This window comes from Kitasatospora sp. NPDC053057 (genome assembly GCF_044546945.1).
Lineage (GTDB): Bacteria > Actinomycetota > Actinomycetes > Streptomycetales > Streptomycetaceae > Kitasatospora.
Map to the genome: position 1 here is coordinate 40,275 of NZ_JBITZP010000008.1, position 23,162 is coordinate 63,436.

Sequence of the window (23,162 nt, forward strand, 5' to 3'; positions counted from 1 at the left end):
GAGGGGGTCGCGCACATTCCGACCGGCGCGCGCGGACTGGCCGTCACTTCCGCCTGCCCGTCACTTCCGCTGCAGTCACTGCTTGCGCTCCGAGCGCAGGTCCAGCCCGCGCAGCACGTGGTCGACCAGTCCCGGGTCGGCGCCGAGCTCGCTGCGGGCGATGAGCATCTCGCGCCGGGAGGCGGCGATCATCTCCTGCTCGACCTCCGCGGCGGCCCGCCACTGGGAGAGGCGCAGCTTCGCCTCGGCGGCCTCCTCCTCGGCGTAGTTCTCGGGGCAGAGCCGGGCCAGCCGGTCGTGCTGACGGTCCCGCAGGCGGTCGGCGACCTCGGCGGGCAGCCGGTCCTGCTCCTCCAGTTCGCCGAGCCGCTTGAGCCCGGCCTTGGCGGCCCGCCACCAGAGTTCGCGCACGGCCTGCTCGTGCCGGTCATGGTCGATGTCCAGCTGGAGCCGCTTGGCCAGCCAGGGCAGGGTCAGGCCCTGGACCAGCAGGGTGAACAGCACCACGCTGAAGGCGATGAAGACCAGCCGGCCGCGCTCCGGGAAGTCCGCGCCCGAGTGCAGGGTGAGCGGGATGGCGAGGGCCAGGGCGACGGTGGCCACACCGCGCATGCCGGACCACCAGAGGACCATGCTCTCCTTCCAGCTGAACGGGGTGTCCTCCTCGTCGTCCTTGCGCAGCTTCTTCGACAGCCAGCCGGCCGGCAGCAGCCAGAGCAGCCGGACCAGCACCACGACCGCGATGACCACGGCGGCGTCGCCGAGGAAGCCGGTCCAGCCGCGGCCGGCCTCCTTGAGCACGGTGGCCAGCTCCAGGCCGATCAGGCCGAAGGCGACGCCGGTGATCAGGATCTCGACCACCTCCCAGAAGGCGTTGCCGACCAGCCGGTAGGAGACGGCGTCGGCGTCGGCGGCCCGCTCGGCGAGGTAGAGCGCGCAGATCACCACGGCGAGCACGCCGGAGCCGTGGATCTCCTCGGCGAGGGCGTAGGCGGCGAAGGGCACCAGCAGATTGAGCGCGACCTGCTGGGTCGGGTCGTCCAGGCGTTCGGCGAGCCTGGCGTTCGCCCAGCCGAGGGCGACGCCGACGACCACGGCGAGCACCGCGGACAGGATGAAGCGCAGCACCGCGTTGCCGACCGAGAAGTCGCCGCTGGCCATCGCCTCGATGGCCAGCGAGTAGATGACGATCGCGGTGACGTCGTTGAACAGGCCCTCGCTCTCCAGGATCGCCACCAGACGCCGGGGCAGCCCGATGCTGCCGGCCACCGCGACGGCGGCCACCGGGTCGGGCGGGGAGACCAGCGCGCCGACCGCGATCGCGGCGGCCAGCGGCAGCGCGGGCAGCAGCCAGTGCACGGTGCCGGCCACGGCGATCGTGGTGACCACCACCAGGGCGACGGCCAGCAGCAGGATCGAGCGGACGTTGGCCTTGAAGTAGCGGACCGAGGAGCGCCGGGCGACGGCGAAGATCAGCGGCGGCAGGACCAGCGGGAGGATCAGCTCCGGCTCGATCTTGACGTCCGGGATCTGCGGGACGAGCGCCATGACGATGCCGAGCAGGGTCATCAGGACCGGTTGCGGCACGCCCGTCTTGCGGGCGAGCGGCATGGTCACCACGGAGGCGAGCAGCACCAGGAAGAACAGGGGCAGCTGGCCCACGGGGAGGTTCCTCTCGACGGCGGATCGGCGGCGGACGGCTGAGCGCCGCCCAGGATAAATCTGACAATGCGCCCATCGGTGAAGACGCGCCGAACGGACGCTTGACCTCAAGCGCACTTCAGGTCCGAGGATCGGGAGCGTTCGAGCGTTCGAGCGTTCGGGCGTTCGAGCGGCGAAAACGGCGAACCGGCGAAGCGGCGAGAGGAGCACCCCATGAAGGCGGTCACCGTACCGAGGCCCGGCGGTCCGGAGGTCCTGCGGGTCACCGAGGTGCCCGACCCCGAGCCCGGCGCGGGCGAGGTCCGGGTGCGGGTGTACGCCGCCGGGGTGCAGCCGGTGGACCTCGCGATCCGGGAGGGCTTCCGCCCGCCGGGGATGGCGGCCGAGCCGCCGTTCGTCCTCGGCAACGAGTTCGCCGGGGTGGTGGACCGGCTCGGGCCGGGCGTCGACGACTGGCGGGTCGGCGACGAGGTGCTGGGCTTCCGGGTGCTGGGCTGCCAGGCCGAGCTGGTCACGGTGGACGCCGCCCAGCTGGTGGCCAAGCCCGCCGGGATGCCCTGGGAGCAGGCCGGCGCGCTCTCCGCCTCCGGCCAGACCGCCCACGTGGCGCTCACCCTGCTCGGGGTCGGCCCCGGCGACACCGTGCTGGTGCACGGCGCCGCCGGCGGGGTCGGCACCGTCGCCGTCCAGCTCGCCCGGGCCTGGGGCGCCACCGTGATCGGCACCGCGAGCGAGCGCAACCACGACTACCTGCGCGAGCTGGGCGCCGTCCCTGTCACGTACGGCGAGGGGCTGGTCGGGCGGGTCCGGGCGGTCGCGCCGCAGAGGGTGGACGCGGCCTTCGACGCGGCCGGGCGGGGCGCCCTGGCGGCCTCCGTCGAACTGGTCGCCGACCGGGACCGGATCGGCACCGTGGTCGACTACCCGGAGGCCGAGCGGCTGGGCGTCCGGGGGCTGCGGGCCCCGCGCACGGCCGAGCGGCTGGCCGAGCTGGTGCGGTTGTGGGAGGCGGGCGGGCTGCGGCTGGAGATCGCCGAGTCGCTGCCGCTGGAGAGGGCCGAGGAGGCGCACCGGCTGGTCGGGACCGGCCACGTCCGGGGCAAGGTGGTGCTCACCGTCTGAGCGGGCGGGCCGTCCGGGCCGATTGTGTGTTTCGGCCGCTGACCAGGTAATGTTCTCCACGTCAGCAGGCGCCGCTAGCTCAGTTGGTTAGAGCAGCTGACTCTTAATCAGCGGGTCCGGGGTTCGAGTCCCTGGCGGCGCACAGACAGCCGAGAGGCCCTTCGCGAGAGCGAAGGGCCTCTCGGCGTTTCGGCAGCTACTCGCCCGCCCGCCTCCGGGGCGCTCGGGCCCCGGCGCCGGTGGTGGCAGGAAAGGTGGGAAACAGGTCATTGCTGCCACTCCGGCCCGCTGACAGGCTGGCCGCATGAGAGCGCGCAGCGTGGTCGTCGTCCTCTACGACGGCGTGCAGAGCCTGGACGTCACCGGCCCGGTGGAGGTGTTCGCGGGGGCGGGCCCGGCCGCCCGGCAGCTGGGCGCCGCCGGGCTGCTCAAGGGCCGCCGGGCCACCAGCCACTGGGGCGTGCTGGACCAGCTGCCCCGGTTCGGTGCGGAGCCGACCGGCACCGAGCGGATCGTGGTCGACGGCAAGTACGCCACCGCGGCCGGGGTCTCGGCCGGGATCGACCTCGCGCTGACGCTGACCGGCCTGATCGCCGGCGACGAGACCGCCCAGGCGATCCAGCTGCTCATCGAGTACGACCCCCAGCCGCCGTACGCCGCCGGTTCGCTGGCGAAGGCGTCCCCCGAGGTGGTCGCGGGGGCGCACCGGCTGCTTCAGGGCTGACGCCGGCTCGCCGGGAAGCCGTGGCGGCGGGCGGCGAGGGCCAGCGCGAGGACGGGCAGCAGCAGGGCGAGCACCGTCCAGGGCAGGGCGCCGGTGCCGAGACGGCCGAGCACCAGGCCGCCGACCAGCCCGCCGCCCGCCATCGCGGCGTTCCACAGGGTGACCAGCATCGCCTGGGCGGCGTCCGCCCGCTCGCCGCCCGCGTCGCCGACGGCGGTCTGCAGCAGGGTCGGCGTGCCGCCCCAGCCCAGGCCCCAGAGCAGGGCGGCGAGGTACACCAGCGGCGTGCTGTGCGCCCCGAGGCCGAGCAAGGCGGCGGTCACCGCGACCAGCAGTGCGCCGCCGATCGTCAACTGCCGCAGCCGGCGGTGGATGTGGGAGCCGACGAACCAGATGCCCGCCAGCGAGGCCAGTCCGAAGACCAGCAGCACGGAGTCGGCGGAGCCGCCGAGGCCGGCCCGGTCGAGGAAGGGCGCGACGTAGGTGAACAGGATGGTGTGGGCGAGCACGAAGAGCACCGTCACGGCGAGCACCGGCACCACCCCGGGCGCGGTGAGCGCGCTGCGCACCGGGGCGCGCCCACCCTCCGGCCGGCCGGGCTGCTCGGGAAGCAGCGCCGCGATCCAGCCGACCACGCCGAGCGCCAGTGCCGTCATGGCCAGGAAGGGCACCCACCAGGCGAGCACCTGGCCGAGGAAGGTGCCGATCGGCACTCCCACGGACAGTGCCACCGGCACCCCCGCCATCGCCACCGCCATGGCCCGGCCCTGCTGGTCGACCGGCACCAGCCGCCGCGCGTACCCGGCCAGCAGTGCCCAGGCCAGGCCGGCCGCGACGCCCGCGAGGAAGCGGGCGGCCAGGGTGAGCGGGTAGCTGGTGGAGGCCGCGGTGACGGTGTTGGCCACCGCGAAGCCGGCCATCGCGGTGAGTAGCAACCGCTTGCGGCCCCAGCCGGCGGTGGCGGCGGTCAGCGGGATCGCGGTGGCGGCGGTGCCGATCGCGTAGACGGTGACGGTCTGCCCGGTGGCGGATTCGCCGACGCCGAGGGCGTCGCTCATCCAGGGCAGGACGCCGGCCGGCAGGGTCTCGGTCAGCGCCGTGACGAAGACGGCGGTGGCCAGGGCGAGCAGGGCCGGGAGCGGAAAGGGCTTGTGGGGTACCGGGGTCGTGAGCTGTGTGGTCGCCATGGGGAGCATGCTTGGGCCTCACACCGGTGTCAGGTTCAACCCAGACCCGTCGGGGCATCCCGGCGCCCGCCCCGGGTTGCCGGGGGTGACACCCCGTCGAAGGATGGAGGGGTGACCCCGCCCGGCTACCTCCGCCACCCCCACCTGCACGACGGCCTGCTCACCTTCACCGCCGAGGACGACGTCTGGCTCGCCCCGCTGGACCCCGACGGCACCGCCACCGGCCGGGCCTGGCGGGTCGGCTGCGACCGCACCCGGGTCAGCAACCCCCGGTTCTCCCCCGACGGCACCACCCTCGCCTGGACCAGCTGGCTCGGCCTGACCCCCGAGGTGTGGACCGCCCCGGTCGAGGGCGGCGAGGCCCGCCGGCTCAGCTACTGGGGCAGCCAGGACACCCGGGTGCGCGGCTGGCTGCCGGACGGCGAGGTGCTGGCCGTCACCTCCTTCCACGAGCCCTTCGGCCACTACACCTGGGCACACGCCCTGCCCCCGGACGGCTCCCCGGGCCGCCGGATGCCCTGGGGCCCGGTCGGCGACGCCCAGATGAGCCGGGAGCGGACCGTCCTGCTCACCGGCTCCGCCCCGCACGAGCCCGCCGCCTGGAAGCGCTACCGCGGCGGTGCGATCGGCCGGCTCTGGGTGGACGGCGAACTGATCCTGCCCGAGCACACCGGCCACCTCGCCTCCCCCATGCCGGTCGGCGACCGGGTCGCCTTCCTCTCGGACCACGAGGGCATCGGCAACCTCTACTCCTGCCGCCCCGACGGCACCGACCTGCGCCGGCACACCGACCACGCCTCCTACTACGCCCGCGAGGCCGCCACCGACGGCACCCGGATCGTCTACCAGCACGCCGGCGACCTCTGGCTGCTCGACGGCCTGGACGCCCCCGCCCCGCACCGGCTGCACGTCCCGCTCGGCGGCGCCCGGGCCGGCCGCCGCCCGTACCAGGTCGGCGCCGCCTCCCAGGTCAAGGACCTCGCCTGCGACCAGACCGGCCGGGCCGGGGTGATCACCGTGCGCGGCAGCCAGTACTGGCTCACCCACAAGGACGGCCCGGCCCGCGTGCTCGTCGACACCCCCGGGGTCCGGACCCGGCTGCCGGTGGTGCTCGGGCACACCGGCGAGGCGGCCTGGATCACCGACGCCCGGGGCGCCGACGCGATCGAGGTGATGCCGCTGCCGGGGCACGACGCCCCCTCCGAACTCGCCGGCCGGGCCCGGCACCACCACCGGGTGCTCGCCGCCGGGAAGATCGGCCGGGTCCTGGAGCTCACCGCCTCCCCCGACGGCGCCCGGCTCGCCGCCGCCACCTCGGACGGACGGCTGCTGCTGGTCTCCGCCGCCGACGGCGAGGTCCGCGAGCTCGCCGCCTCCGGCTACGGGCCCGTCGCCAGCGCCCGGTTCTCCCCCGACTCGCACTGGATCGCCTGGTCCCAGCCCGCCGCCGGGCGCTCGCTGCGCCGCATCCGGCTCACCCGCACCGACGCCTCCGCACCGATCACCGACGTCACCGACGGCCGCTTCGAGGACGAGCAGCCGGTGTTCACCCGGGACGGCCGCTACCTGGCCTTCCTGTCCTGGCGCGGCTTCGACCCCGTCCACGACGTGCACACCGGCGACCTCTCCTTCCCGCTCGGCTGCCGCCCCTACCTCGTCCCGCTCGCCGCCGACACGCCCTCCCCGTTCGCCGCTCCCGCCGAGGACGGCGCCCCGCGCGGGGACGGCGGCGGCGACGGCACCGTCCGGGTCGACCCCCAGGGGATCGGCGACCGGCTGCTGCAGTTCCCGGTGATCGCCTCCAAGTACTCGGCCACCGACGCGGTGCGCGGCGGCCTGGTCTGGCTGCGCTGGCCGATCTCCGGCACGCTCGGGCAGACCTTCGCCAGCCCCGACGACACCTCCGGCCGGCCCTCGCTGGAGCACTTCGACCTGGCCCGGGGCAGCCGCACCACGCTGGTGGACAAGCTGGACGGCTACGCGGTCTCCGGGGACGGCGGCTCGATCGCGGTCTACTCGGCCGGGACGCTGCGGGTGATCCCGGTCGGCATGCCCTCCGCCGGGACCAGCGTCGACCTGCGCCGGATCACCCACACCGTGCACCCGGCCGCCGAGTGGCGCCAGGCGTACCACGAGGCGGCCCGGATCGTCCGGGACCAGTTCTGGGACGAGCGGATGTCCGGCCTGGACTGGCCCGCGCTGGTCGCCCAGTACGAGCCGCTGCTGGAACGGGTCTGCTCACCCGACGACTTCGCCGACCTGCTGCGCGAACTCCTCGGCGAACTCGGCACCTCGCACGCCTACGTCACCCCCTCCCGGCGCGCCGAGGGCCCCAGCCTCGCCCAGCAGCCGCTCGGTCTGCTCGCCGCCAACGCCCACCGCGCCCCCGACGGCCGCTGGCTGGTCGACCGGATCCTGCCCGGCGAGTCCTCCGACCCGCGCGCCCGCGCCCCGCTCGCCGCCCAGGGCGTCCGGGACGGCGACGAACTGCTGGAGATCGGCGGCCGCCCGGTCGACCCGGTGCGCGGACCGCTGCCGCTGCTGGCCGGCACCGGCGGCACCACCGTCGAACTGGCCCTGCGCAGCGACCCGGACGGCCCGGTGCGGCGGATCACCGTCACCCCACTGACCGACGAACGGGCCGTCCGCTACCAGGACTGGGTCGCCAAACGCCGTTCCCTGGTACGGGAGTTTAGCGACGGCCGGTGCGGCTACCTGCACATCCCGGACCTCGGCGGCTCCGGCTGGGCGCAGTTCAACCGGGACCTGCGACGCGAACTGGACAAGCCCGCACTGGTACTGGACGTACGCGGCAACGCCGGCGGCAACGTCTCCGAACTGGTCCTGGAGAAGCTCACCCGGCACGTCCTCGCCTGGGACTTCAGCCGCGACCGCCAGCCCGTCCGCTGGCCCCGGCACGCGGTGCGCGGCCCGCTGGTGGCGCTCGCCGACGAGGCCACCAGCTCGGACGGGGACGTGATCATCGCGGCGATCAAACTGCTCGGCCTCGGCCCGGTGATCGGCAACCGCACCTGGGGCGGGGTGGTCGGGATGACCGGGCGGCACACCCTGGGCGACGGCACCCAGATCTCGGTGCCGAAGAACGCCTCCTGGTTCAGCGGCGGGCTCGGCTGGTCGGTGGAGAACCGGGGCGTCGAGCCGGACGTGCACGTGCTGCGCGCCCCGCAGGACTGGGCCCGGGGGCGCCACCCGGAGCTGGTCACCGCCGTCCAGCTGGCCCTCGAGCTGCTGGAGGACGCGCCCGCGGCGGCGCCCCCGCCGGAGTCCACGCCCCGGCCGGACCTGCGGCGCCCGCCGCTGCCGCCGCGGGCGGGGTGACGCACGGGGGAGGTCAGTCCCAGGGGTCGCCCTCGGCGGTCATGTTCTCGGCGGCGCGCCGGTCGGCCTCCTCCTGGGCGCGCTTCTCCTGCGTCTCCCGGGAGCGCTCGACGTCGTCACCGAACGCGTCGGCCGCCTCGTCGTGGGCGAGGGCGGCGCGCTGGGCGGCGTCCTCCCCCGTGCTCTCGTGCTGTGGCGGGCGGTGGAACAACCTGTCCAAGATGCCCATGACTCCTCCTCCTGCGAACGGAACGGTGCTGCGGACGGAACGACGGAATTCCGGGCTGCCCCCACTCTCACACCGGGCGCGCACGGATGCACCTTGAGCCTTTGGTCCCGGTGGAAGGCGTCGAAGGGCCGTAGTCGGGGGCGCGCGGCGGGCGGAAGGTGGCGGTTGTGAGGAACTCGACCGAGGAACTGCACGACGGGCCGCGCCGGCGGGTCGGCCCGCTGCGGCTGGTGCCGCGCGCCCCGCACCCGATCAGCCGGCGCGACGCGCTGCAGCTGCGGCGGGCGCTGAGCAAGCTGCCGGTGCCGGTGCGGGCCGAGCTGGAGACCCGCTACGGCGCGGTCCAGCTGGCCGAGTACGCGGCGGGCGTCCGCACCTTCACCCTGCTGACGCCGTACGGGCCCCGCGAGGTCCACGATCCGTGGTTCCCGCGGGGCCCGTACGGGTGAGCGCTGAGCGGGGTCAGCCGCTGATGCTGGGCGCGCCCGTCTCCAGGTGACCGGTGAAGCGCTGGGTCCAGCTGCTGTCGACGTCCACCGTGACGGTGAAGTCGTACCAGCCGTTGTTGTAGGCGACCGCGTTGAAGAAGTCGCTGGTGCTGCCGCCGGCCGGCACCTGGTAGGTCCAGGGGCCGTCCGTCCGGTAGTTGTTGGAGGTGATGGTGAAGGTGATCGGGGTGCTGCCGGAGTTGGCCATCTTGAAGTAGACCGCCGGCTTGCCGCTGCCCGGCTCGACCGCGTAGGAGGCGGTGACGGCGGCGTTCTTGCCCGGCTGGGTGAGGTCGCCGGTGAAGCGGCGCAGGAACCGGTTCGGGCCGACCACGGTCAGGTCGTACTTGCCGTTGCCGAAGCCGTTGGTGCCGCAGTTGAAGAAGTCGGTGGCCGGGCTGCCGGAGGCGACGGTGTACTGCCAGGGGCCGCCGCTGCGGTAGGCGTTGGCGTAGGCGGCGAAGTGCGCGGACCGGGCGGCGCCGTCGTTGGACATCTTCAGCCAGACGTGCATGACGCCGCCGGCGGCCGTGTCCCAGTGGTCCAGGTTGGCGTTGGGCTGGTACGGCAGGGCGCGGGCCGGCCGGGTGCCGGGCTCCTGCGCGGGCAGCGCGTTGTTGCTCGGCGAGGGGTTGGCCAGCGGGCCGCAGGTGGACAGGCCGATGGTCTGGGAGGTGTCGGGCAGCGCGGGCATGCCGTACACCGGGTTGGCGAAGTCGAACACCGAGGTGAGGTCGCCGCAGACCTGGCGGCGCCAGGCGCTGATGTTGGGGCTGGTGGCCGGCTTGCCGATGGCGGCGGTCCACACCTCCAGGAAGCGCAGCACCGAGGTGTGGTCGAAGGTCTCGGAGTTGACCCAGCCGCCGCGGCTCCACGGGGAGACGGCGATCAGCGGGACGCGGAAGCCGAGGCCGATGTTGGTGGAGTTGTAGAACTCGTCCGCGGTGCCGGAGGGCGCGGCCGGCGGCGGGACGTGGTCGAAGAAGCCGTCGTTCTCGTCGTAGTTGATCAGCAGGACGGTGGAGTTGAACACGTTGGGGTCCGCGTTCAGGGCGTCCATCACCAGGTGGACGAAGTGCGCGCCGTCCTCGGGGGTGGCGTAGGGGTGCTCGGAGGACTGCTGGTCCGCGACGATCCAGGAGACCTGCGGCAGGGTGCCGTTCAGCACATCGGCCCTGATCGCGGCGGCGATGTCGTCCGGGGTCCGGCCGGTGACGGCGGGGACGGAGCCCATGCCCTTGACCGCGAGCGGGCTGCCGGCCGCGGCGCCGGTGAACTGGCTGAAGTAGGCGAGGGCGTTGTCGCCGAAGTTGTCGTTGGCGTTCTGGTAGACCTTCCAGCTGACGCCGGCGTTCTCCAGCGCCTCGGCGTAGGTCTGCCAGCGCAGGTTGGACTCGGATCCGCCGTCGTAGGCGGGGCCGCCGGCGGTGCCGCTGGGGTCGATCCAACCCGACCAGTGGTAGGTGCGGTTGGGGCCGGTCGCGCTCAGCACCGAGCAGTGGTAGGCGTCGCAGATGGTCCAGTTGTCGGCCAGCGCGTAGTGGAACGGGATGTCGCCGCGCTGCAGGTAGCCGAGGGTGCGGACGGTGCCCTTGGCGGACACCCAGGAGTCCATCTTGCCGCCGTTCCAGGCCTTGTGCTGGTCGGACCACGCGTGCGAGAGGTCGCCGTTGCACTGCGCCTGGGTCTCCGGGGAGCCGCCGGCGCCCGTGGGGTTGAAGGCCCACGGGTACTGCCGGGCGAACAGGCCGTTCGGCTGGTTGAAGACGCTGTGGCCGCCGGAGATCTGGATGGTGGCCTTGTCCGCGAAGCCGCGCACGCCCTTGAGGGTGCCGAAGTAGTGGTCGAAGCTGCGGTTCTCCTGCATCAGGATCACCACGTGCTGCACGTCGGTGATGGTGCCGGTGGTGCTGAGCGCGGTGGTGGAGGCGGTCGCGGCGGCGGCCCCCGCGGCGCCGGTGCCGGCCACCGTGAGACCGGCCGCGGCGGCGCCGGACAGCGTGACGAACTTCCTACGACTCAACTCGGCCATCAGCCCGGTCCGTCCCTTCGCTGGCGATGTTGTGTACACAAGTCGGGGCTCATCGATCGCGGAGCAGTCTCCACCGCGGCCGGAGCGGGCCACCAGATGTGTGCAGCAGGGTTGTCGGACTGTTCGGCCGGGTGTCACCGGGCGACGCACGGCTGAACGCCCGACGGATCCGCCGGGGAGGGACGGTGCAGGCTCAGCGGTCCTTGACCTCGATACCCAGTGCATGGGCGAACTGCGGTGCCAGCTCCAGCAGTTGGGTCGAGCTGATGACGGCTCCGCGCAGGCCCTGGTGGCCGTCCGCGAGGCCGAGCCGGACGGCTCCGCGCAGGTCGGTCTTGCTCAGCACGGCCCCGCGCAGCCGGACCTCCTCCAGCGTCGAGCCGGGGAAGGACACCCCGGTCAGCTTCGCCTCGCCGAAGTCCACGTCGCGCAGCAGGCAGTCCTCGAACACGACGTCCCGCAGCACGGCCGCCCGCAGGTTGACGGCCTCCAGCTTGCAGCCGCGGAACACCACCCGGCGCAGCGCGGCGCCGTACCCGGCGACCCCGGCCAGCACGCCGCCGACGAAGGCGCTGTCCTGCCACTCGGTGTCGCTCAGGTCGCAGGCCACCCAGCGGCCGGCCCGCACCCAGACCTCGTTGAACCGGGCCTGGCGCAGCTTGACCCCGCTGAGCGCGACCCCGGTGAAGGCGCACTCCAGGAAGACGGCGCCGGCGCCCGACTCATCGGTGTGCCCGCCGCCGTCGAAGTGCGTGGTGTCGTACCGCGCGTCGCTGCGCAGCGGGCCGGTGTGGGGGCGCAGCAGTTCGGCGTACGGGAGGTCGGCGAGCTGCTCGGGGGCGGGACGGGGCATGGCGACGGCACCTCACGGGTCGGGGCGAACGGGTCGGGGGCGAACGGGTCTCGCCCGCATGCTCGCACGCGCCACCGACAGGGCCCCACCCGGCGATAGCCCGGTGCAATGCCCCGGGACCCTCCGGATTTGAGCCGTCTTTTACTCGTCTTGACTCAGCCATGCCCCTGGCATTCCGTTCCGGGGGCGACTAGGCTCCCGGTCGGGGAAGTACCCATGCGGCGACCCGCCCGTTTCCGGCCGGGCGGGTCGCCGCACCCGATTCGCCCTACGGGCAGGTCAGTTGGCCGCCGTCACGCCGTTCGCCCAGAGCGCGTCGACCTGTGCGCTCTCGTTGGCGTCGGGGTGCGCGTTGGTGCAGGACGGGCCGGGGCCGTGGCCCGACATCAGTTCGCTGCACGGGCCGGAGTAGTCGTCGGGCAGGCCGAGCACGTGCCCGGTCTCGTGGGCGACGATCCGGAGCGAGTAGTACTCCTGGGCCTGCTGGTGGTCGATGAAGATGTAGCCGTGTCCGTGCCCGTCGGTGCTGGCGTACGAACCGCTGCCGTCGCCCTCGGTGTACGAGAAGTCGCCGGTGCCGCTGGCCTCCTGGAGCTGGACGTTGTGCACCGAGCTGTTCCAGATCTGCGCGGCGTTGGCGATGTCGCCGGCGAAGGAGGGCGCGTTGGTGGTGTCGTAGGTGACGGTGACGGTCTGCAGCCACGGGTCGGCGGCCCGCCTGGCCTTGGCCGAGGCCATCACGGCCTGGAAGAAGGCCTGGTTGTTCGCGGCCTCCTCGGCCGAACCGGCGTACGCCGCGCCGGCGTTGGTCCGGACGGTGTGGGTCTGCGCCGCCGGGGCGGCGGGTGCGGCGACGGCGGTGGCGGGCAGGGTCACGAGGGTGGCGGCGAGGCCGAGGCCCAGGGTCGCGGACAGCACGGATCGCTTCATGTGGGGGCTCCGAAGTCGCGGTGCGCCGGCCGGCCGGGGCCGGTGGGGGCCGGACCCGGCGGCAGTGGCGCGCGGTGGGGGGCCGTCCCGGCTGGACCGGGGCGGTGTGGTGCCCCTGAGCTTCGACCCGCCCGGGCCCGTCGCGGATGATGTCAACCGGCGATAGCCCAGCCGCATATCGGCGGCGATCCGTCGGCCGCGGGTCCACCCGGACGCCCGCGCGGACGCCCGGGCCTCCGTCGGCGTGCCCGTGATCTCCTGTCATGTCCTTGGCGAGGTGGTGCGGTGACGACTATGATCCCGTCGTGGAGCTCGACGTGAGACACCTCCGGGTGCTGTGCGCGATCGCCGACACCGGCAGCCTCCGCAAGGCCGCGCTCCAACTCGGCATGACCCAGCCCTCCCTCACCACCCAGCTGCACCGCATCGAACGGACCATCGGCGGAACCCTGTTCACCCGCGAGCAGACCGGCAGCCGGCCCACCGCGCTCGGCCACTCCGTGCTGTCCCGGGCCCGGCCGGTGATCAGCGAGATGGCCGCCCTGGTCGCCGCCGCCCGCCAGGAGGCCCTCGACACCACCGGGCCCGGCCGCCAGCGGCGGCTGCGGATCGGCAGCGTCGGCAGCCGGGCGGTCGCCGCCTGGCTGCGCCGGGTGCACGAGCGGCTGCCGGACACCGACACCACCATCCACGTCGACATCTCCGCCAGCGCACTGCTGCGGATGATCGCCGCCGACCAGCTGGACGTGGCCTTCGTGTACGAGAGCGAGGGCTTCCCACTGCGGGTGCCGCCGGACGCCGAGCACCGGGTGCTGATGGCCCGCGAGCCGCAGTTCGTCGCGCTCGCCGCCGGGCACCCGGCCGCCGCCCGGCCGGTCGTCCACCTGGCCGACCTCGCCGAGGACACCTGGATGGTCGACCCGACCGCCGACCACGAGTACGCCGCAATGCGCCGGGTGTTCAGCGAGGCCGGGCTCAACCCCCGGGTGGTGCAGGTGCGGGACAACGCCACCGCCGCCGAGCTGGTCGCCTCCGGCGAGGCCGTCCGCCCCTGCCAGCCGACCTCGCTGCCCGGGCCCGGCACGGTGGTCCGCCCGGTGCACGGGGACCCGCTGGCCGTCCGGCTGCTGTTCACCTGGCGCCCCCGGGTGCTCAGCCAGCCCGCCCTGGACGCGCTGTACGGCGAACTGCGCGCCGCCTACCTGGATCTGGCCAAGGTCAACCCGGCCTACCTGGCCTGGTTGGCGCGGCACGAACCCGTGCTGCTGGAGCGGGTTCAGGCCTTCTGAGCCCCGCCGCCGCGGCTCTCCCGGTCCGCCCGGTCCGCCCGACCCTCCCGGCTCGCCCGGCTCGCCCGGCCGTGGATCAGCACCCCCACCGCGACCATCAGCGCGCAGACCAGGCCCGCCGCCAGCACCCCGGAGCCGCCCAGCGCGGTGCAGGCCAGCACCAGCACCGCCCCGGTCGGCGCCACGGACTGGGCGACCAGGCCGCGCTTGGTGTGCCGGGAGTGCAGGTACCAGACGGTGACCAGGTAGACCGCGGTCGGCACGGTGACCGTCGCGGTGGCGGCCGCCTCGGAGATCTCCGCCTTGTGCGCGGCCGACTCCACCGCCACCTCCAGCCCGGTGCCGATCGCCGCCGCCGAGCCGAACACCAGGTAGTGCCCGTAGCCCCAGGCGAAGGCCTGCCGGTTGGAGCGCAGGTGCTCATGGACGGGCCGGGCGAAGTAGATCCACCAGGCCGCGAAGCAGATCAGCAGCCCGCCGACCGCCACCGGCACCAGCCGGCCCAGCCCCTCGTGCTCGTCCACCGCCGACTGCACCGCCACCGTCGCGGCGGCCACCGTCTCGCCGAGCACGATCAGGGTGAACAGCCCGTACCGCTCGGCGATGTGGTGCGGGTGCCAGGCGGTCTGCATCCGCAGTTCGGCGACCACCGGTACGGCCAGCTCGCACAGCACGCCGATCGGGATGACCACCGGCCGGGCGGCGTCCGGCAGCAGCAGCACCACCGCCCAGCCGACCTGGCAGATCGTGATCCCCACCGCGTAGCGCAGCGCTACCCGGCGCGCCTGGCCCTGCTCGACGGCCGCCGCGCGCAGCCACTGGGTGACCATCGCCAGGCGCATCACCACGTACCCGGTGATCGCCAGCGCCAGGTCCTGGGTGGCGAACAGCCGCGGCACCCCGGCGGCGAGGATCAGCACGCCGGCGATCTGCACCAGCGTGGTGATCCGGTACGGCACGTCGTCGCAGTCGTACGCGGAGGCGAACCAGGTGAAGTTCATCCAGGCCCACCAGATGGCGAAGAAGGCGAGCGCGTAGCCGCGCAGGCCCTCGCCGTAGTGCCCGGCCGCGAGGGAGTGGGCGAGTTCGCGGCCGGCCTGGCCGACCGCGACCACGAAGCAGAGGTCGAAGAAGAGTTCCAGCGGGGTGGCGACCCGGTGCGGCTCGTCGCGGTCGCGGGGGACCATCCGGCGCACCGGGGGCGGGTCGACGTGCTGCGCTCGGGATGCCGCCGCGGCGGCGGGATCGCTGGTCATCGGTGCTGCTCCGGGGGGTCGGGGACGGCCGGCAGGAGAGGACTGGGCCGGTGAGGGGCTCGCCGTCCCGCATCCTGGCAGCGGTCCGGTCCCGGCGCACGCACCGGCGCGACGCGTACGCCGCTGCGCCCACCGGTGCGCGCACCAGTGCGACAACTCCGTTCGAACCCGGGCGCGATGCCCCCGTATACCCCTTTTCTCCTTACCGTCAGCGAGAGTTGACGCCCCGGTGCGCGAAGTGGGTGACAGCGCGGCGGGTTTCCGGGCGCGCCCCGCGCGCTGCACCGCGACCGGCCGCGACGCCCCGCTAGATTCTTCCCCGGTTGGAAGCGAGCGCGGGCCCCTGCGGGGCCCCACGACACGGGCGGCCTGCGGGCAACGCGGAAGGTCAAGGCCGGTGGCAGGACAGCGGGGGCGGCGTAGTCGGCCCACCCGTGTCCGCACCACCGGCCTCGTGATCACCGCGCTGCTCGCCAGCGCCTGCCGTGCGGTCGCCCTCGCCGCCTCGGCGGCCCGGGCTACTTCTCCCAGCCGATCTTGCTGTAGTCCTCGCTGCCCAGGCCGAAGGCTCCGTAGTTGGCGAGCCCCTTGCGGACCGCCGCCACGACCGGCCGCTGGTAGAGCTCGACGGTGTGGCCGAGCTCCCAGATCTTCGCGTCCGCCTGGTTGTAGAGCTTCGCGGCCTCCACCGGGTCGACCGTTCCGGCCGCCTTCTTCAGCAGGTCGTCGATCTCCTGGCTGCCCAGGCGGGACGGGTTCTGGAAGGAGTTGTCGCCCACCGGCAGGCGGAAGTTGGCGAGGCTCTTGGAACTCGGGAACGAGTCGGTGTTGCGCCAGCTCGCCAGGTCGAACTTGCCGGGGGTGACGTACTTGGCGAAGAAGTCGTTGGCGGCCACCTTGTCCAGGTCGACCTTGACCCCGACCGCCTGCCACATCGCCGCCGCGGCGGTGGCGAGGTCGAGCTGGGCCTGCGTGGTGCCGTCGTTGAGCACCCAGTGCAGCTCCAGCGACTGCCCGTCCCTGGTCCGCGGCTGACCGCTGCCGGACTCCTTCCAGCCGGCGTCGTCCAGCAGCTTCTTGGCGGCAGCGGGGTCGTACTTGGCCCAGTCACCGGAGTTGTCCTGGTAGCCGGCCTGGTTGGGCATGATGATGTGGTTGCCGAGCGGCTTGAACTCCACCGGCACCCCGTTGTTGGCGATCTTGATCAGCGCCGAGCGGTCGAGCGCCCTGCCGAGCGCCTGGCGGACCTTCTGGTCCGCCAGCGCGCCGTTCCCGCCGAACGAGATGTGCACCTCGTCCCACGGGCTGGCGGCCCGGATCACGGTGTCCTTGGCGTTCTTGAGCTGGCCGTACGCGGCGGCGGTGCCCGCCGAGGCGAGGTCGATCTCGTTGTTGAGGTACGCCTGGACACTCGCCGACTTGTCCATCACCCGGAAGGTGATCTTGTCCAGCTTGGCCCTGGTCCCCCACCAGGCCGGGTCCGGGACCAGGCTCAGGGTCTGCGCGGTCTTGTCCGCCGTCCCGATCCTGAACGGGCCCGCGGTGATCGGGATCTTCTCCACCCAGCCCTTGTTGAAGTCGTCCGGGGTGGCGATGCCCGCCGCCGGGATCAGCGGCCGGAACAGGTTCTGCCAGTCCGCGTACGGCTGGGCGAAGGTGACCTTCACCTCGCTCGGGTCGGCGCCCTGCTCGACCCCGGAGATCAGCTCGTAGCCGGACGGGTCGTTGATGTTGTACGCCGGGTCCTTGCCGTTGCTGGTCTGCCAGTCTGCCTTGAAGTCCAGGTAGCTGAGCGGCTTGCCGTCCGACCACTTGGCCTTGGGGTTCAGCTTGTACGTGACCACCTGCGGCGAGGTCGAGGTGACCTTGGCGTCCACCAGGTAGTCCGGGTTCGGCTGGAAGGTGCCGGAGGCGTCGGTGCCGAACAGCGTCGGCTCCAGGGCACGGATGATGTCCACCGTGTCGGTGTAGGTCCCGCCGTCCACCTGGAGCGGGTTCCACTGGGTGATCCACTGGTCCAGCTGGAAGCGCACCTCGCCGCCGTCCTTGATCTGGTCCAGCGGCTTGGCGTTGATGTCCTGGGAGTCCTGTCTCGGCGGCTCGCTCTTGGCCACGTCTCCGCCCGAGCCGCCCCCGCCGGAGGTGCACGCGGTGACCGCCAGCGCGACGGCGACGGCGAGCGCGGCCGCCCGGCCGAGGCGGCGGGCCGTGGTGGAAGCGTCCATGAAGGTCCCCCTGGTGAGGTCTGCGAAGCGGGAGTTGGGGCGCAGCAGGCATGACTTGGCTTGAGCGTGGGCACTCAATCCGGCACCGAGCCAGAGGAACGTAACAGCGGATCAGATCCGCCACCAGGGGGAGGAGCGCACACCTGATCCAAAAGTCACGCGCGGCAATCCCGCCGCAACACCACGGTGCTTCACTCTGACCTGCGCATTCCCAACCGCCCTGCGCTCCCTGCCACCTGATGCCCGGACCGGGCCCGACCGAAGGCCACCAGCCGATGCCCACCAGACGCGTCGACCCCGCCCCGAACCCGGGCGGACGCTGATGCTCCGCTATCTCGCGAAGCGCCTGAGCTACTACGCGGCACTGCTGATCGCCGCCGTGTTCCTGGCGTACGCGATCTCCGCGAGCGCGCTGCAGCCGCGCACCTACTTCGATGCCAAGGCCCCCCGACCGTCCGCCGAATCGGTCGAGCGCCAGCTCACCGCGCTCAACCTGAACGACCACACCCCGGTCGTCGAGCGCTTCGGCCACTGGGCCGGCGGACTGCTCCACGGCGACCTCGGCCGGACCATCCACGACACCCCGGTCAGCGACGACTTCGGCCGCCGGGTCTGGGTCTCGCTGCGGCTGCTGCTGATCGGCAGCCTGCTCGGCACGGTCCTCGGCGTCGCCGCCGGGGCGTGGAGCGCCGTGCGCCAGTACCGGATCTCCGACCGGGTGCTCACCGTGGTGTCCTTCGTGCTGCTCTCCACCCCGGTCTTCCTGGTCGCGCTGTTCCTCAAGAACGGTGCCATCGCCGCCAAGGACGCGGCCGGCCACGAGGTCGTCCCGTTCACCGGCTACGAGACCCCCGGGCTGACCGGCGGCCTCGGCACCCACCTCTCCGACTGGGCGCTGCACCTGCTGCTGCCCACCGTCTCGCTCGCCCTCGGCGGCCTCGCCACCTACAGCCGCTACCAGCGCGGCACCATGCTCGACGTGCTCGGCTCCGACTACCTGCGCACCGCCGAGGCCAAGGGCCTCACCCGCCGCCGGGCCCTGCTCAAGCACGGGCTGCGCACCGCCGTGATCCCGATGTCGACCATGTTCGCGTACAGCTTCCTGGCCATCTTCACCGGCGCGATCTTCACCGAGACGATCTTCGGCTGGCACGGCATGGGCGAGTGGCTGATCCAGTCGATCAACGAACAGGACGTCAACTCGGTGGTGGCGATCAACCTGTTCACCGCCGTCGTCGTGCTCGCCTCCGGCTTCCTGGCCGACACCCTGCACGCCGCCCTCGACCCGCGCGTGCGGTCCTGACCGGAGTGAGCTGAGATGACCACCGTCGCCGCCGAGCCCGGCTCCCCCGCCGGCTCCTCCCCCTCCGGCTCCGCCGGCGCCGCCGGACGGCCGCGGGCCACCGGGCGGGGCCGGCTCGTCCTGGCCCGGCTGCTCGCCGCCCGCGGCGCCGTCGCCGGAGCCGTCCTGATCCTGCTGCTGTTCGTGCTCGCCTTCGGCGGCCCGTACCTGACGCCCTGGGACTACGCCACCCCCGACTTCACCGCGCTGCACCAACCCCCCTCCGCCGAGCACTGGTTCGGCACCAACGGGGTCGGCCAGGACGTATTCGCCCAGACCGTCCGCGGGCTGCAGAAGTCGCTGATCATCGGCCTGCTGGTGGCCCTGTTCTCCACCGTGCTGGCCTCCCTAGTCGGCGCCTGCGCCGGCTACTTCGGGGGCTGGACCGACCGGGCGCTGATGTTCCTGGTCGACCTGATGCTGGTCTTCCCCAGCTTCCTGATCGTCACCGTGCTCTCGCCCCGGCTGCGCGGCAGCGGCTGGATCGCCTTCGTGCTGCTGCTCGCCCTGTTCAACTGGATGATCACCGCCCGGGTGGTCCGCTCGATGACCGTCTCCCTGCGCGAGCGCGAATTCGTCCGCGCCGCACGGTTCATGGGCGTCCGGCCGCTGCGGATCATCAGCCGGCACATCCTGCCGAACGTCGCCTCCTTCCTCATCGTCGACGCCACCATCGCGGTCGGCGGCGCGGTGATGAGCGAGACCGCGCTCTCCTACTTCGGCTTCGGCGTCCGGCCGCCGGACGTCTCGCTCGGCACCCTGCTCGCCGCCGGGACCACCGAAGCCCCGGTGTTCCCCTGGATGTTCTACTTCGCGGCCGGGCTGCTGGTGCTGTTCGTGCTCGCCGTCAACCTGGTCGGGGACGGGCTGCGCGACGCCCTCGACCCCACCGCCGGGGGCGCTTCCCGCCGTTCCCGCCGGTCCCCCCGTTCATGGAGGAAGCAGAAGTGACCACCGCCGTCGAGACCCCGCTGCTCTCCGTCCGGGACCTGCGGGTGGACTTCGCCGGCCCGCACGGCCCGGTGCCCGCCGTCCGCGGGGTGGACCTCACCCTGCGGCGTGGCGAGACCCTCGGCATCGTCGGCGAGTCCGGCTCCGGGAAGTCCGTCACCGCGCTGTCCGTGCTCGGGCTGCTGCCGGGCACCGCCCGGATCGGCGGCTCGGTGCGGCTCGACGGCCGGGAACTGGTCGGCCTGCCCGGAAAGGAGCTCGCCGCGATCCGCGGCCGCCGGGTCGCCATGGTCTTCCAGGACCCGCTGTCCGCCTTCACCCCGGTCTACCGGATCGGCGACCAGATCGCCGAGGCCGTCCGGGTCCACCAGCCGGTCGACAAGGCCACCGCCCGCCGACGGGCCGCCGAACTGCTCGACCTGGTCGGCATTCCGGCCCCCGACCGGGCCCTGGACAGCTTCCCGCACGAGTTCTCCGGCGGCATGCGCCAGCGCGCGATGATCGCCATGGCCATCGCCAACGAGCCCGACATCCTGCTCGCCGACGAGCCCACCACCGCCCTGGACGTCACCATCCAGGCCCAGGTGCTCGACGTGCTGCGCACCGCCCGGGAGGAGACCGGCGCGGCACTCGTCCTGGTCAGCCACGACCTCGGGGTGATCGCCGGGGCGGCCGACCGGGTCGCCGTGATGTACGCGGGCCGGGTGGTCGAGACCACCGGGGTGGACGAGCTGTTCGCGGCCCCGCGCCACCCGTACACGCTCGGCCTGATCGGCGCGCTGCCCCGGCTGGACGGGCGGGGCGGCCCGCTCGTACCGATCCCCGGCACCCCGGCGCCGATGGCCGAACTGCCGCCCGGCTGCCCGTTCGCCGCACGCTGCCCGCTGGCGGAGGAGCGCTGCTCGGCGGCGGAGCCCCCGTTGAGCGGGGAGGACGGGCATCAGGCCGCGTGCGTGCGGTCGGCGGAGCTGGCCGAACGGCGGCCCGCGCCGAGCGAGGTGTACCCCGTGCCGGAGCTGCCCGCCGGGCCCTCCGCCGGGGACCGCGCCGGGCGGGCGCCGGTGCTGTCGGTGAGCGGGCTCGGAAAAACGTTTCCGCTGCTCAAGGGCACGGTGTTCAAGCGCAAGGTCGGCGAGGTCTACGCGGTGGACGGCGTCGACCTGGACCTGCGGGAGGGCGAGACCCTCGGCCTGGTCGGGGAGTCCGGCTCGGGCAAGTCCACCACGCTGTTCGAACTGCTGAAGCTGGGCGCCCCCGAGACCGGCCGGATCGAACTGCTCGGCCACGACACCGCCAGGCTCACCCGGGCCGAGGCCCAGCGGCTCCGGGCCGAGCTGCAGATCGTGTTCCAGGACCCGATGGCCAGCCTCGACCCCCGGATGCCGGTCGGCGACATCGTCGCCGAGCCGCTCCGCGCCCAGCGCACCCCGCGCGAGGAGATCGCCCGCCGGGTGCCCGAACTGCTGCGCCAGGTCGGCCTCGACCCGGAGCACGCCGCCCGCTACCCCCACCAGTTCTCCGGCGGGCAGCGCCAGCGCGTCTCCATCGCCCGGGCGCTCGCCGTCCGGCCGAAACTGCTGGTCCTGGACGAGCCGGTCTCCGCCCTGGACGTCTCGATCCAGGCCGGCGTGCTCAACCTGCTGCAACAGCTCAAGGCCGAACTCGGGCTGTCCTACCTGTTCGTGTCCCACGACCTCTCGGTGATCCGGCACCTCGCCGACCGGGTCAGCGTGATGTACCTCGGACGGACGGTCGAGCAGGGCGAGGTCTCCGCCGTCTTCGACCGCCCCCGCCACCCCTACACCCGGGCCCTGCTGTCCGCCGTCCCGCTGCCCGACCCGGCCGCCGAGCGGGCCCGCGACCGCATCCTGCTGGCCGGGGACCCTCCCTCCCCCACCGAGCGCCGCACCGGCTGCCCCTTCCGCACCCGCTGCCCGCTCTACGCCGGGCTCCGGGACGCGACGGCCCGGGAGCGGTGCGAGCGGGAGCGGCCGACGCTCGACGGCGACCGCTCGGGGGTGTCCGCCGGGTCGGAGGCGGACCACGGGGCGGCCTGCCACCACCCGCAGTGACCACGGTGGGTGTTCGACCGAATACGATTCGGCGGATCGGGCCGGTGGCGTGTACTGTCTTCCACGTCAGCAAGCGCCGCTAGCTCAGTTGGTTAGAGCAGCTGACTCTTAATCAGCGGGTCCGGGGTTCGAGTCCCTGGCGGCGCACATGGCAAGGTCTCAGGCCGTCCACTCCGGTGGGCGGCCTGAGGCGTTTCCGGGGCGGGTACGTCTCAGGCCGCGACTCCGAACGAGAGCCCCTCGCGGTGCGACGACTCAGCCCGTGTCGAGGACGGCGGAGGCCACCGCGTCGGGGCGGTCGAACATCACCAGGTGCCCGGCCGGGGCCGTGGTCCGGTAGTCGGCCCCGAGCAGCATCGCGAGCTCCCGCTGCCGGGCCAGCCAGGACTCGGTGCGGCCGGTCCGGCAGCCGTCGTCGGCGGCCAGCACGGTGACCGGCAGGTCCTCGGGCAGCGGCCGGGTGCGCCGCAGGACCTCCAGCTCGGCGGCCATGTCCAGGTAGCGCCAGTTCTCCCGGAGCATCGCGCGCAGGGCCCGGCCGGTGCGGTAACAGTGCCGGACCAGCGGCGCCGGGGCGAGGTCCTCGCGGCGGACGGTGGACAGCCGGGCGGTCACCCGGCGGGCGGTCGGGCCGAGCAGGTACGGCACGGCGAGCGCGGTCGCGGCGCCCGCCAGGGCCCGGGCCGCCAGGTCCCGTGCGGCGGGTGCCGGGTACGGGCGGGGCTCCGGTTCGACGCTGCCGTCCACCAGGACCAGCCCGGCGGCCCGCTCGGGGTGCAGCCGGGCGAAGGCCTCCACGTGGAAGCCCGCGAGCGAGTGGCCGACCAGGGTGCAGGGCCCGCCCAGCCCCAGGCCGTCCAGCACCGCGCGGATCCGCTCGGCCTCCCCGGCCGCCGTCGGGGCGGGACGCCCGGTGGCGGGCTCGGCGGCGCTCAGCCCGTAACCGGGCCGGTCGAAGCGGACGACGGTGCGGAAGGGGGTGAGGAAGGGGACGACGAGGTCCCAGTCGAACCAGCTGCTGCCGAGACCGCCGGTGAGCAGGCAGACCGGGCCGCTGCCCTCGGTGCGGACGTGCAGCGGGACGCCGTCGATGCGCAGGAAGCACGCTCGGATTGCGGGGCCGGCGGGGCCGGTCGGTCCGGCCTGCCCGGCGGTGACTGCGGCAGCGAGCACGCAGAGCCCGGCGACCGTCGTCCGCGCGCGGTGGTGCCGGGGGTGGGGGCGTCGGGATCGAGGGTGTCCGGGCTGGGGACTGGGCACATTTCCAGCCTAACCGGCGGCCAAATCCCTCCCCAACCGGGAGGAAACGGGCGCCCGGAGCCCGGGTGGAGCGGGCGCGGTTCGAGGCACTCTCCCGAACCGTGTATTGTTTTCCAGGTCAGCAAGCGCCGCTAGCTCAGTTGGTTAGAGCAGCTGACTCTTAATCAGCGGGTCCGGGGTTCGAGTCCCTGGCGGCGCACA

At 73.5% G+C, this 23,162-nt stretch carries 16 protein-coding genes, 3 tRNA genes and 1 pseudogene; 11 read left to right on the forward strand and 9 right to left on the reverse strand.

Going from position 1 to position 23,162, the window contains the following annotated elements:
• Positions 1-75: 75 nt before the first annotated feature.
• Positions 76-1,662 carry a Na+/H+ antiporter gene (locus tag ACIG5E_RS11350; protein WP_396533085.1) on the reverse strand — a complete coding sequence of 529 codons (1,587 nt, stop codon included), beginning with the start codon at positions 1,660-1,662 and terminating at the stop codon, positions 76-78.
• 213 nt (positions 1,663-1,875) lie between these two features.
• On the opposite strand from ACIG5E_RS11350, the gene ACIG5E_RS11355 reads away from it, so the two are divergent.
• The 3 genes and pseudogenes from ACIG5E_RS11355 to ACIG5E_RS11365 form a co-directional block, all read left to right on the forward strand.
• Positions 1,876-2,784, forward strand: coding sequence for an NADP-dependent oxidoreductase (locus ACIG5E_RS11355; protein ID WP_396533086.1), 909 nt, complete (start codon positions 1,876-1,878; stop codon positions 2,782-2,784).
• A 68-nt stretch (positions 2,785-2,852) separates the two neighbouring features.
• Positions 2,853-2,926 (forward strand) — tRNA-Lys (locus ACIG5E_RS11360).
• 267 nt (positions 2,927-3,193) lie between these two features.
• Positions 3,194-3,508 (forward strand): annotated as a pseudogene (locus ACIG5E_RS11365) (DJ-1/PfpI family protein); the annotation flags it as partial.
• On the opposite strand, the gene ACIG5E_RS11370 reads toward ACIG5E_RS11365, so the two are convergent.
• On the reverse strand, positions 3,499-4,695 hold the full coding sequence (locus ACIG5E_RS11370; protein ID WP_396533088.1) for an MFS transporter: 1,197 nt from the start codon (positions 4,693-4,695) through the stop codon (positions 3,499-3,501). The pseudogene ACIG5E_RS11365 and the gene ACIG5E_RS11370 sit on opposite strands and share 10 nt — an antisense overlap.
• 111 nt (positions 4,696-4,806) lie before the next feature.
• On the opposite strand from ACIG5E_RS11370, the gene ACIG5E_RS11375 reads away from it, so the two are divergent.
• The gene (locus ACIG5E_RS11375; protein WP_396533090.1) at positions 4,807-8,034 is read left to right on the forward strand and encodes a S41 family peptidase; all 3,228 of its coding nucleotides are present in this window, start codon (positions 4,807-4,809) and stop codon (positions 8,032-8,034) included.
• A 13-nt stretch (positions 8,035-8,047) separates the two neighbouring features.
• Here the strand turns inward: ACIG5E_RS11375 and ACIG5E_RS11380 are convergent, their stop codons facing one another.
• Positions 8,048-8,263 (reverse strand): hypothetical protein, encoded by a 216-nt coding sequence (locus tag ACIG5E_RS11380; RefSeq protein WP_396533092.1) that lies wholly within the window; start codon positions 8,261-8,263, stop codon positions 8,048-8,050.
• Positions 8,264-8,430: 167 nt separating this feature from the next.
• Between ACIG5E_RS11380 and ACIG5E_RS11385 the strand changes: the two genes are divergently transcribed.
• Positions 8,431-8,712 (forward strand): hypothetical protein, encoded by a 282-nt coding sequence (locus ACIG5E_RS11385; protein ID WP_396533094.1) that lies wholly within the window; start codon positions 8,431-8,433, stop codon positions 8,710-8,712.
• 13 nt (positions 8,713-8,725) lie between these two features.
• Here the strand turns inward: ACIG5E_RS11385 and ACIG5E_RS11390 are convergent, their stop codons facing one another.
• The 3 genes from ACIG5E_RS11390 to snpA form a co-directional block, all read right to left on the reverse strand.
• Positions 8,726-10,783: a phosphocholine-specific phospholipase C gene (locus ACIG5E_RS11390; RefSeq protein ID WP_396533096.1), complete on the reverse strand. Its 2,058-nt coding sequence runs from the start codon at positions 10,781-10,783 to the stop codon at positions 8,726-8,728.
• A 193-nt stretch (positions 10,784-10,976) separates the two neighbouring features.
• Positions 10,977-11,636 (reverse strand): pentapeptide repeat-containing protein, encoded by a 660-nt coding sequence (locus ACIG5E_RS11395; protein ID WP_396533098.1) that lies wholly within the window; start codon positions 11,634-11,636, stop codon positions 10,977-10,979.
• Positions 11,637-11,915: 279 nt separating this feature from the next.
• Positions 11,916-12,566: a snapalysin gene (gene snpA, locus ACIG5E_RS11400; RefSeq protein WP_396533100.1), complete on the reverse strand. Its 651-nt coding sequence runs from the start codon at positions 12,564-12,566 to the stop codon at positions 11,916-11,918.
• Positions 12,567-12,829: 263 nt separating this feature from the next.
• On the opposite strand from snpA, the gene ACIG5E_RS11405 reads away from it, so the two are divergent.
• Positions 12,830-13,855 (forward strand): LysR family transcriptional regulator, encoded by a 1,026-nt coding sequence (locus ACIG5E_RS11405; protein WP_396533102.1) that lies wholly within the window; start codon positions 12,830-12,832, stop codon positions 13,853-13,855.
• On the opposite strand, the gene ACIG5E_RS11410 is transcribed toward ACIG5E_RS11405, so the two are convergent.
• The gene (locus tag ACIG5E_RS11410; protein WP_396533103.1) at positions 13,843-15,111 is read right to left on the reverse strand and encodes a low temperature requirement protein A; all 1,269 of its coding nucleotides are present in this window, start codon (positions 15,109-15,111) and stop codon (positions 13,843-13,845) included. The genes ACIG5E_RS11405 and ACIG5E_RS11410 overlap by 13 nt on opposite strands.
• Positions 15,112-15,629: 518 nt before the next feature.
• Positions 15,630-17,336: an ABC transporter family substrate-binding protein gene (locus ACIG5E_RS11415; protein WP_396533104.1), complete on the reverse strand. Its 1,707-nt coding sequence runs from the start codon at positions 17,334-17,336 to the stop codon at positions 15,630-15,632.
• Between the two features lie 322 nt (positions 17,337-17,658).
• Here ACIG5E_RS11415 and ACIG5E_RS11420 point away from each other — a divergent pair, with 322 nt between their 5' ends.
• The 4 genes from ACIG5E_RS11420 to ACIG5E_RS11435 all read left to right on the forward strand — a co-directional run bounded on the left by ACIG5E_RS11420 (position 17,659) and on the right by ACIG5E_RS11435 (position 21,848).
• A complete protein-coding gene (locus tag ACIG5E_RS11420) occupies positions 17,659-18,639 on the forward strand; it encodes an ABC transporter permease (RefSeq protein ID WP_396533105.1) in 981 nt (326 codons plus the stop codon).
• Between the two features lie 15 nt (positions 18,640-18,654).
• Positions 18,655-19,629 (forward strand): ABC transporter permease, encoded by a 975-nt coding sequence (locus ACIG5E_RS11425; RefSeq protein ID WP_396533106.1) that lies wholly within the window; start codon positions 18,655-18,657, stop codon positions 19,627-19,629.
• Positions 19,611-21,701: a dipeptide ABC transporter ATP-binding protein gene (locus ACIG5E_RS11430; protein ID WP_396533107.1), complete on the forward strand. Its 2,091-nt coding sequence runs from the start codon at positions 19,611-19,613 to the stop codon at positions 21,699-21,701. The genes ACIG5E_RS11425 and ACIG5E_RS11430 overlap by 19 nt, the downstream gene beginning before the upstream one ends.
• A 73-nt stretch (positions 21,702-21,774) precedes the next feature.
• Positions 21,775-21,848 (forward strand) — tRNA-Lys (locus tag ACIG5E_RS11435).
• A gap of 108 nt (positions 21,849-21,956) precedes the next feature.
• Here the strand turns inward: ACIG5E_RS11435 and ACIG5E_RS11440 are convergent.
• A complete protein-coding gene (locus ACIG5E_RS11440; protein ID WP_396533262.1) occupies positions 21,957-22,814 on the reverse strand; it encodes an alpha/beta fold hydrolase in 858 nt (285 codons plus the stop codon).
• Between the two features lie 272 nt (positions 22,815-23,086).
• Between ACIG5E_RS11440 and ACIG5E_RS11445 the strand changes: the two genes are divergently transcribed.
• Positions 23,087-23,160, forward strand: a tRNA-Lys gene (locus tag ACIG5E_RS11445).
• The last annotated feature ends 2 nt before the right edge of the window (positions 23,161-23,162 follow it).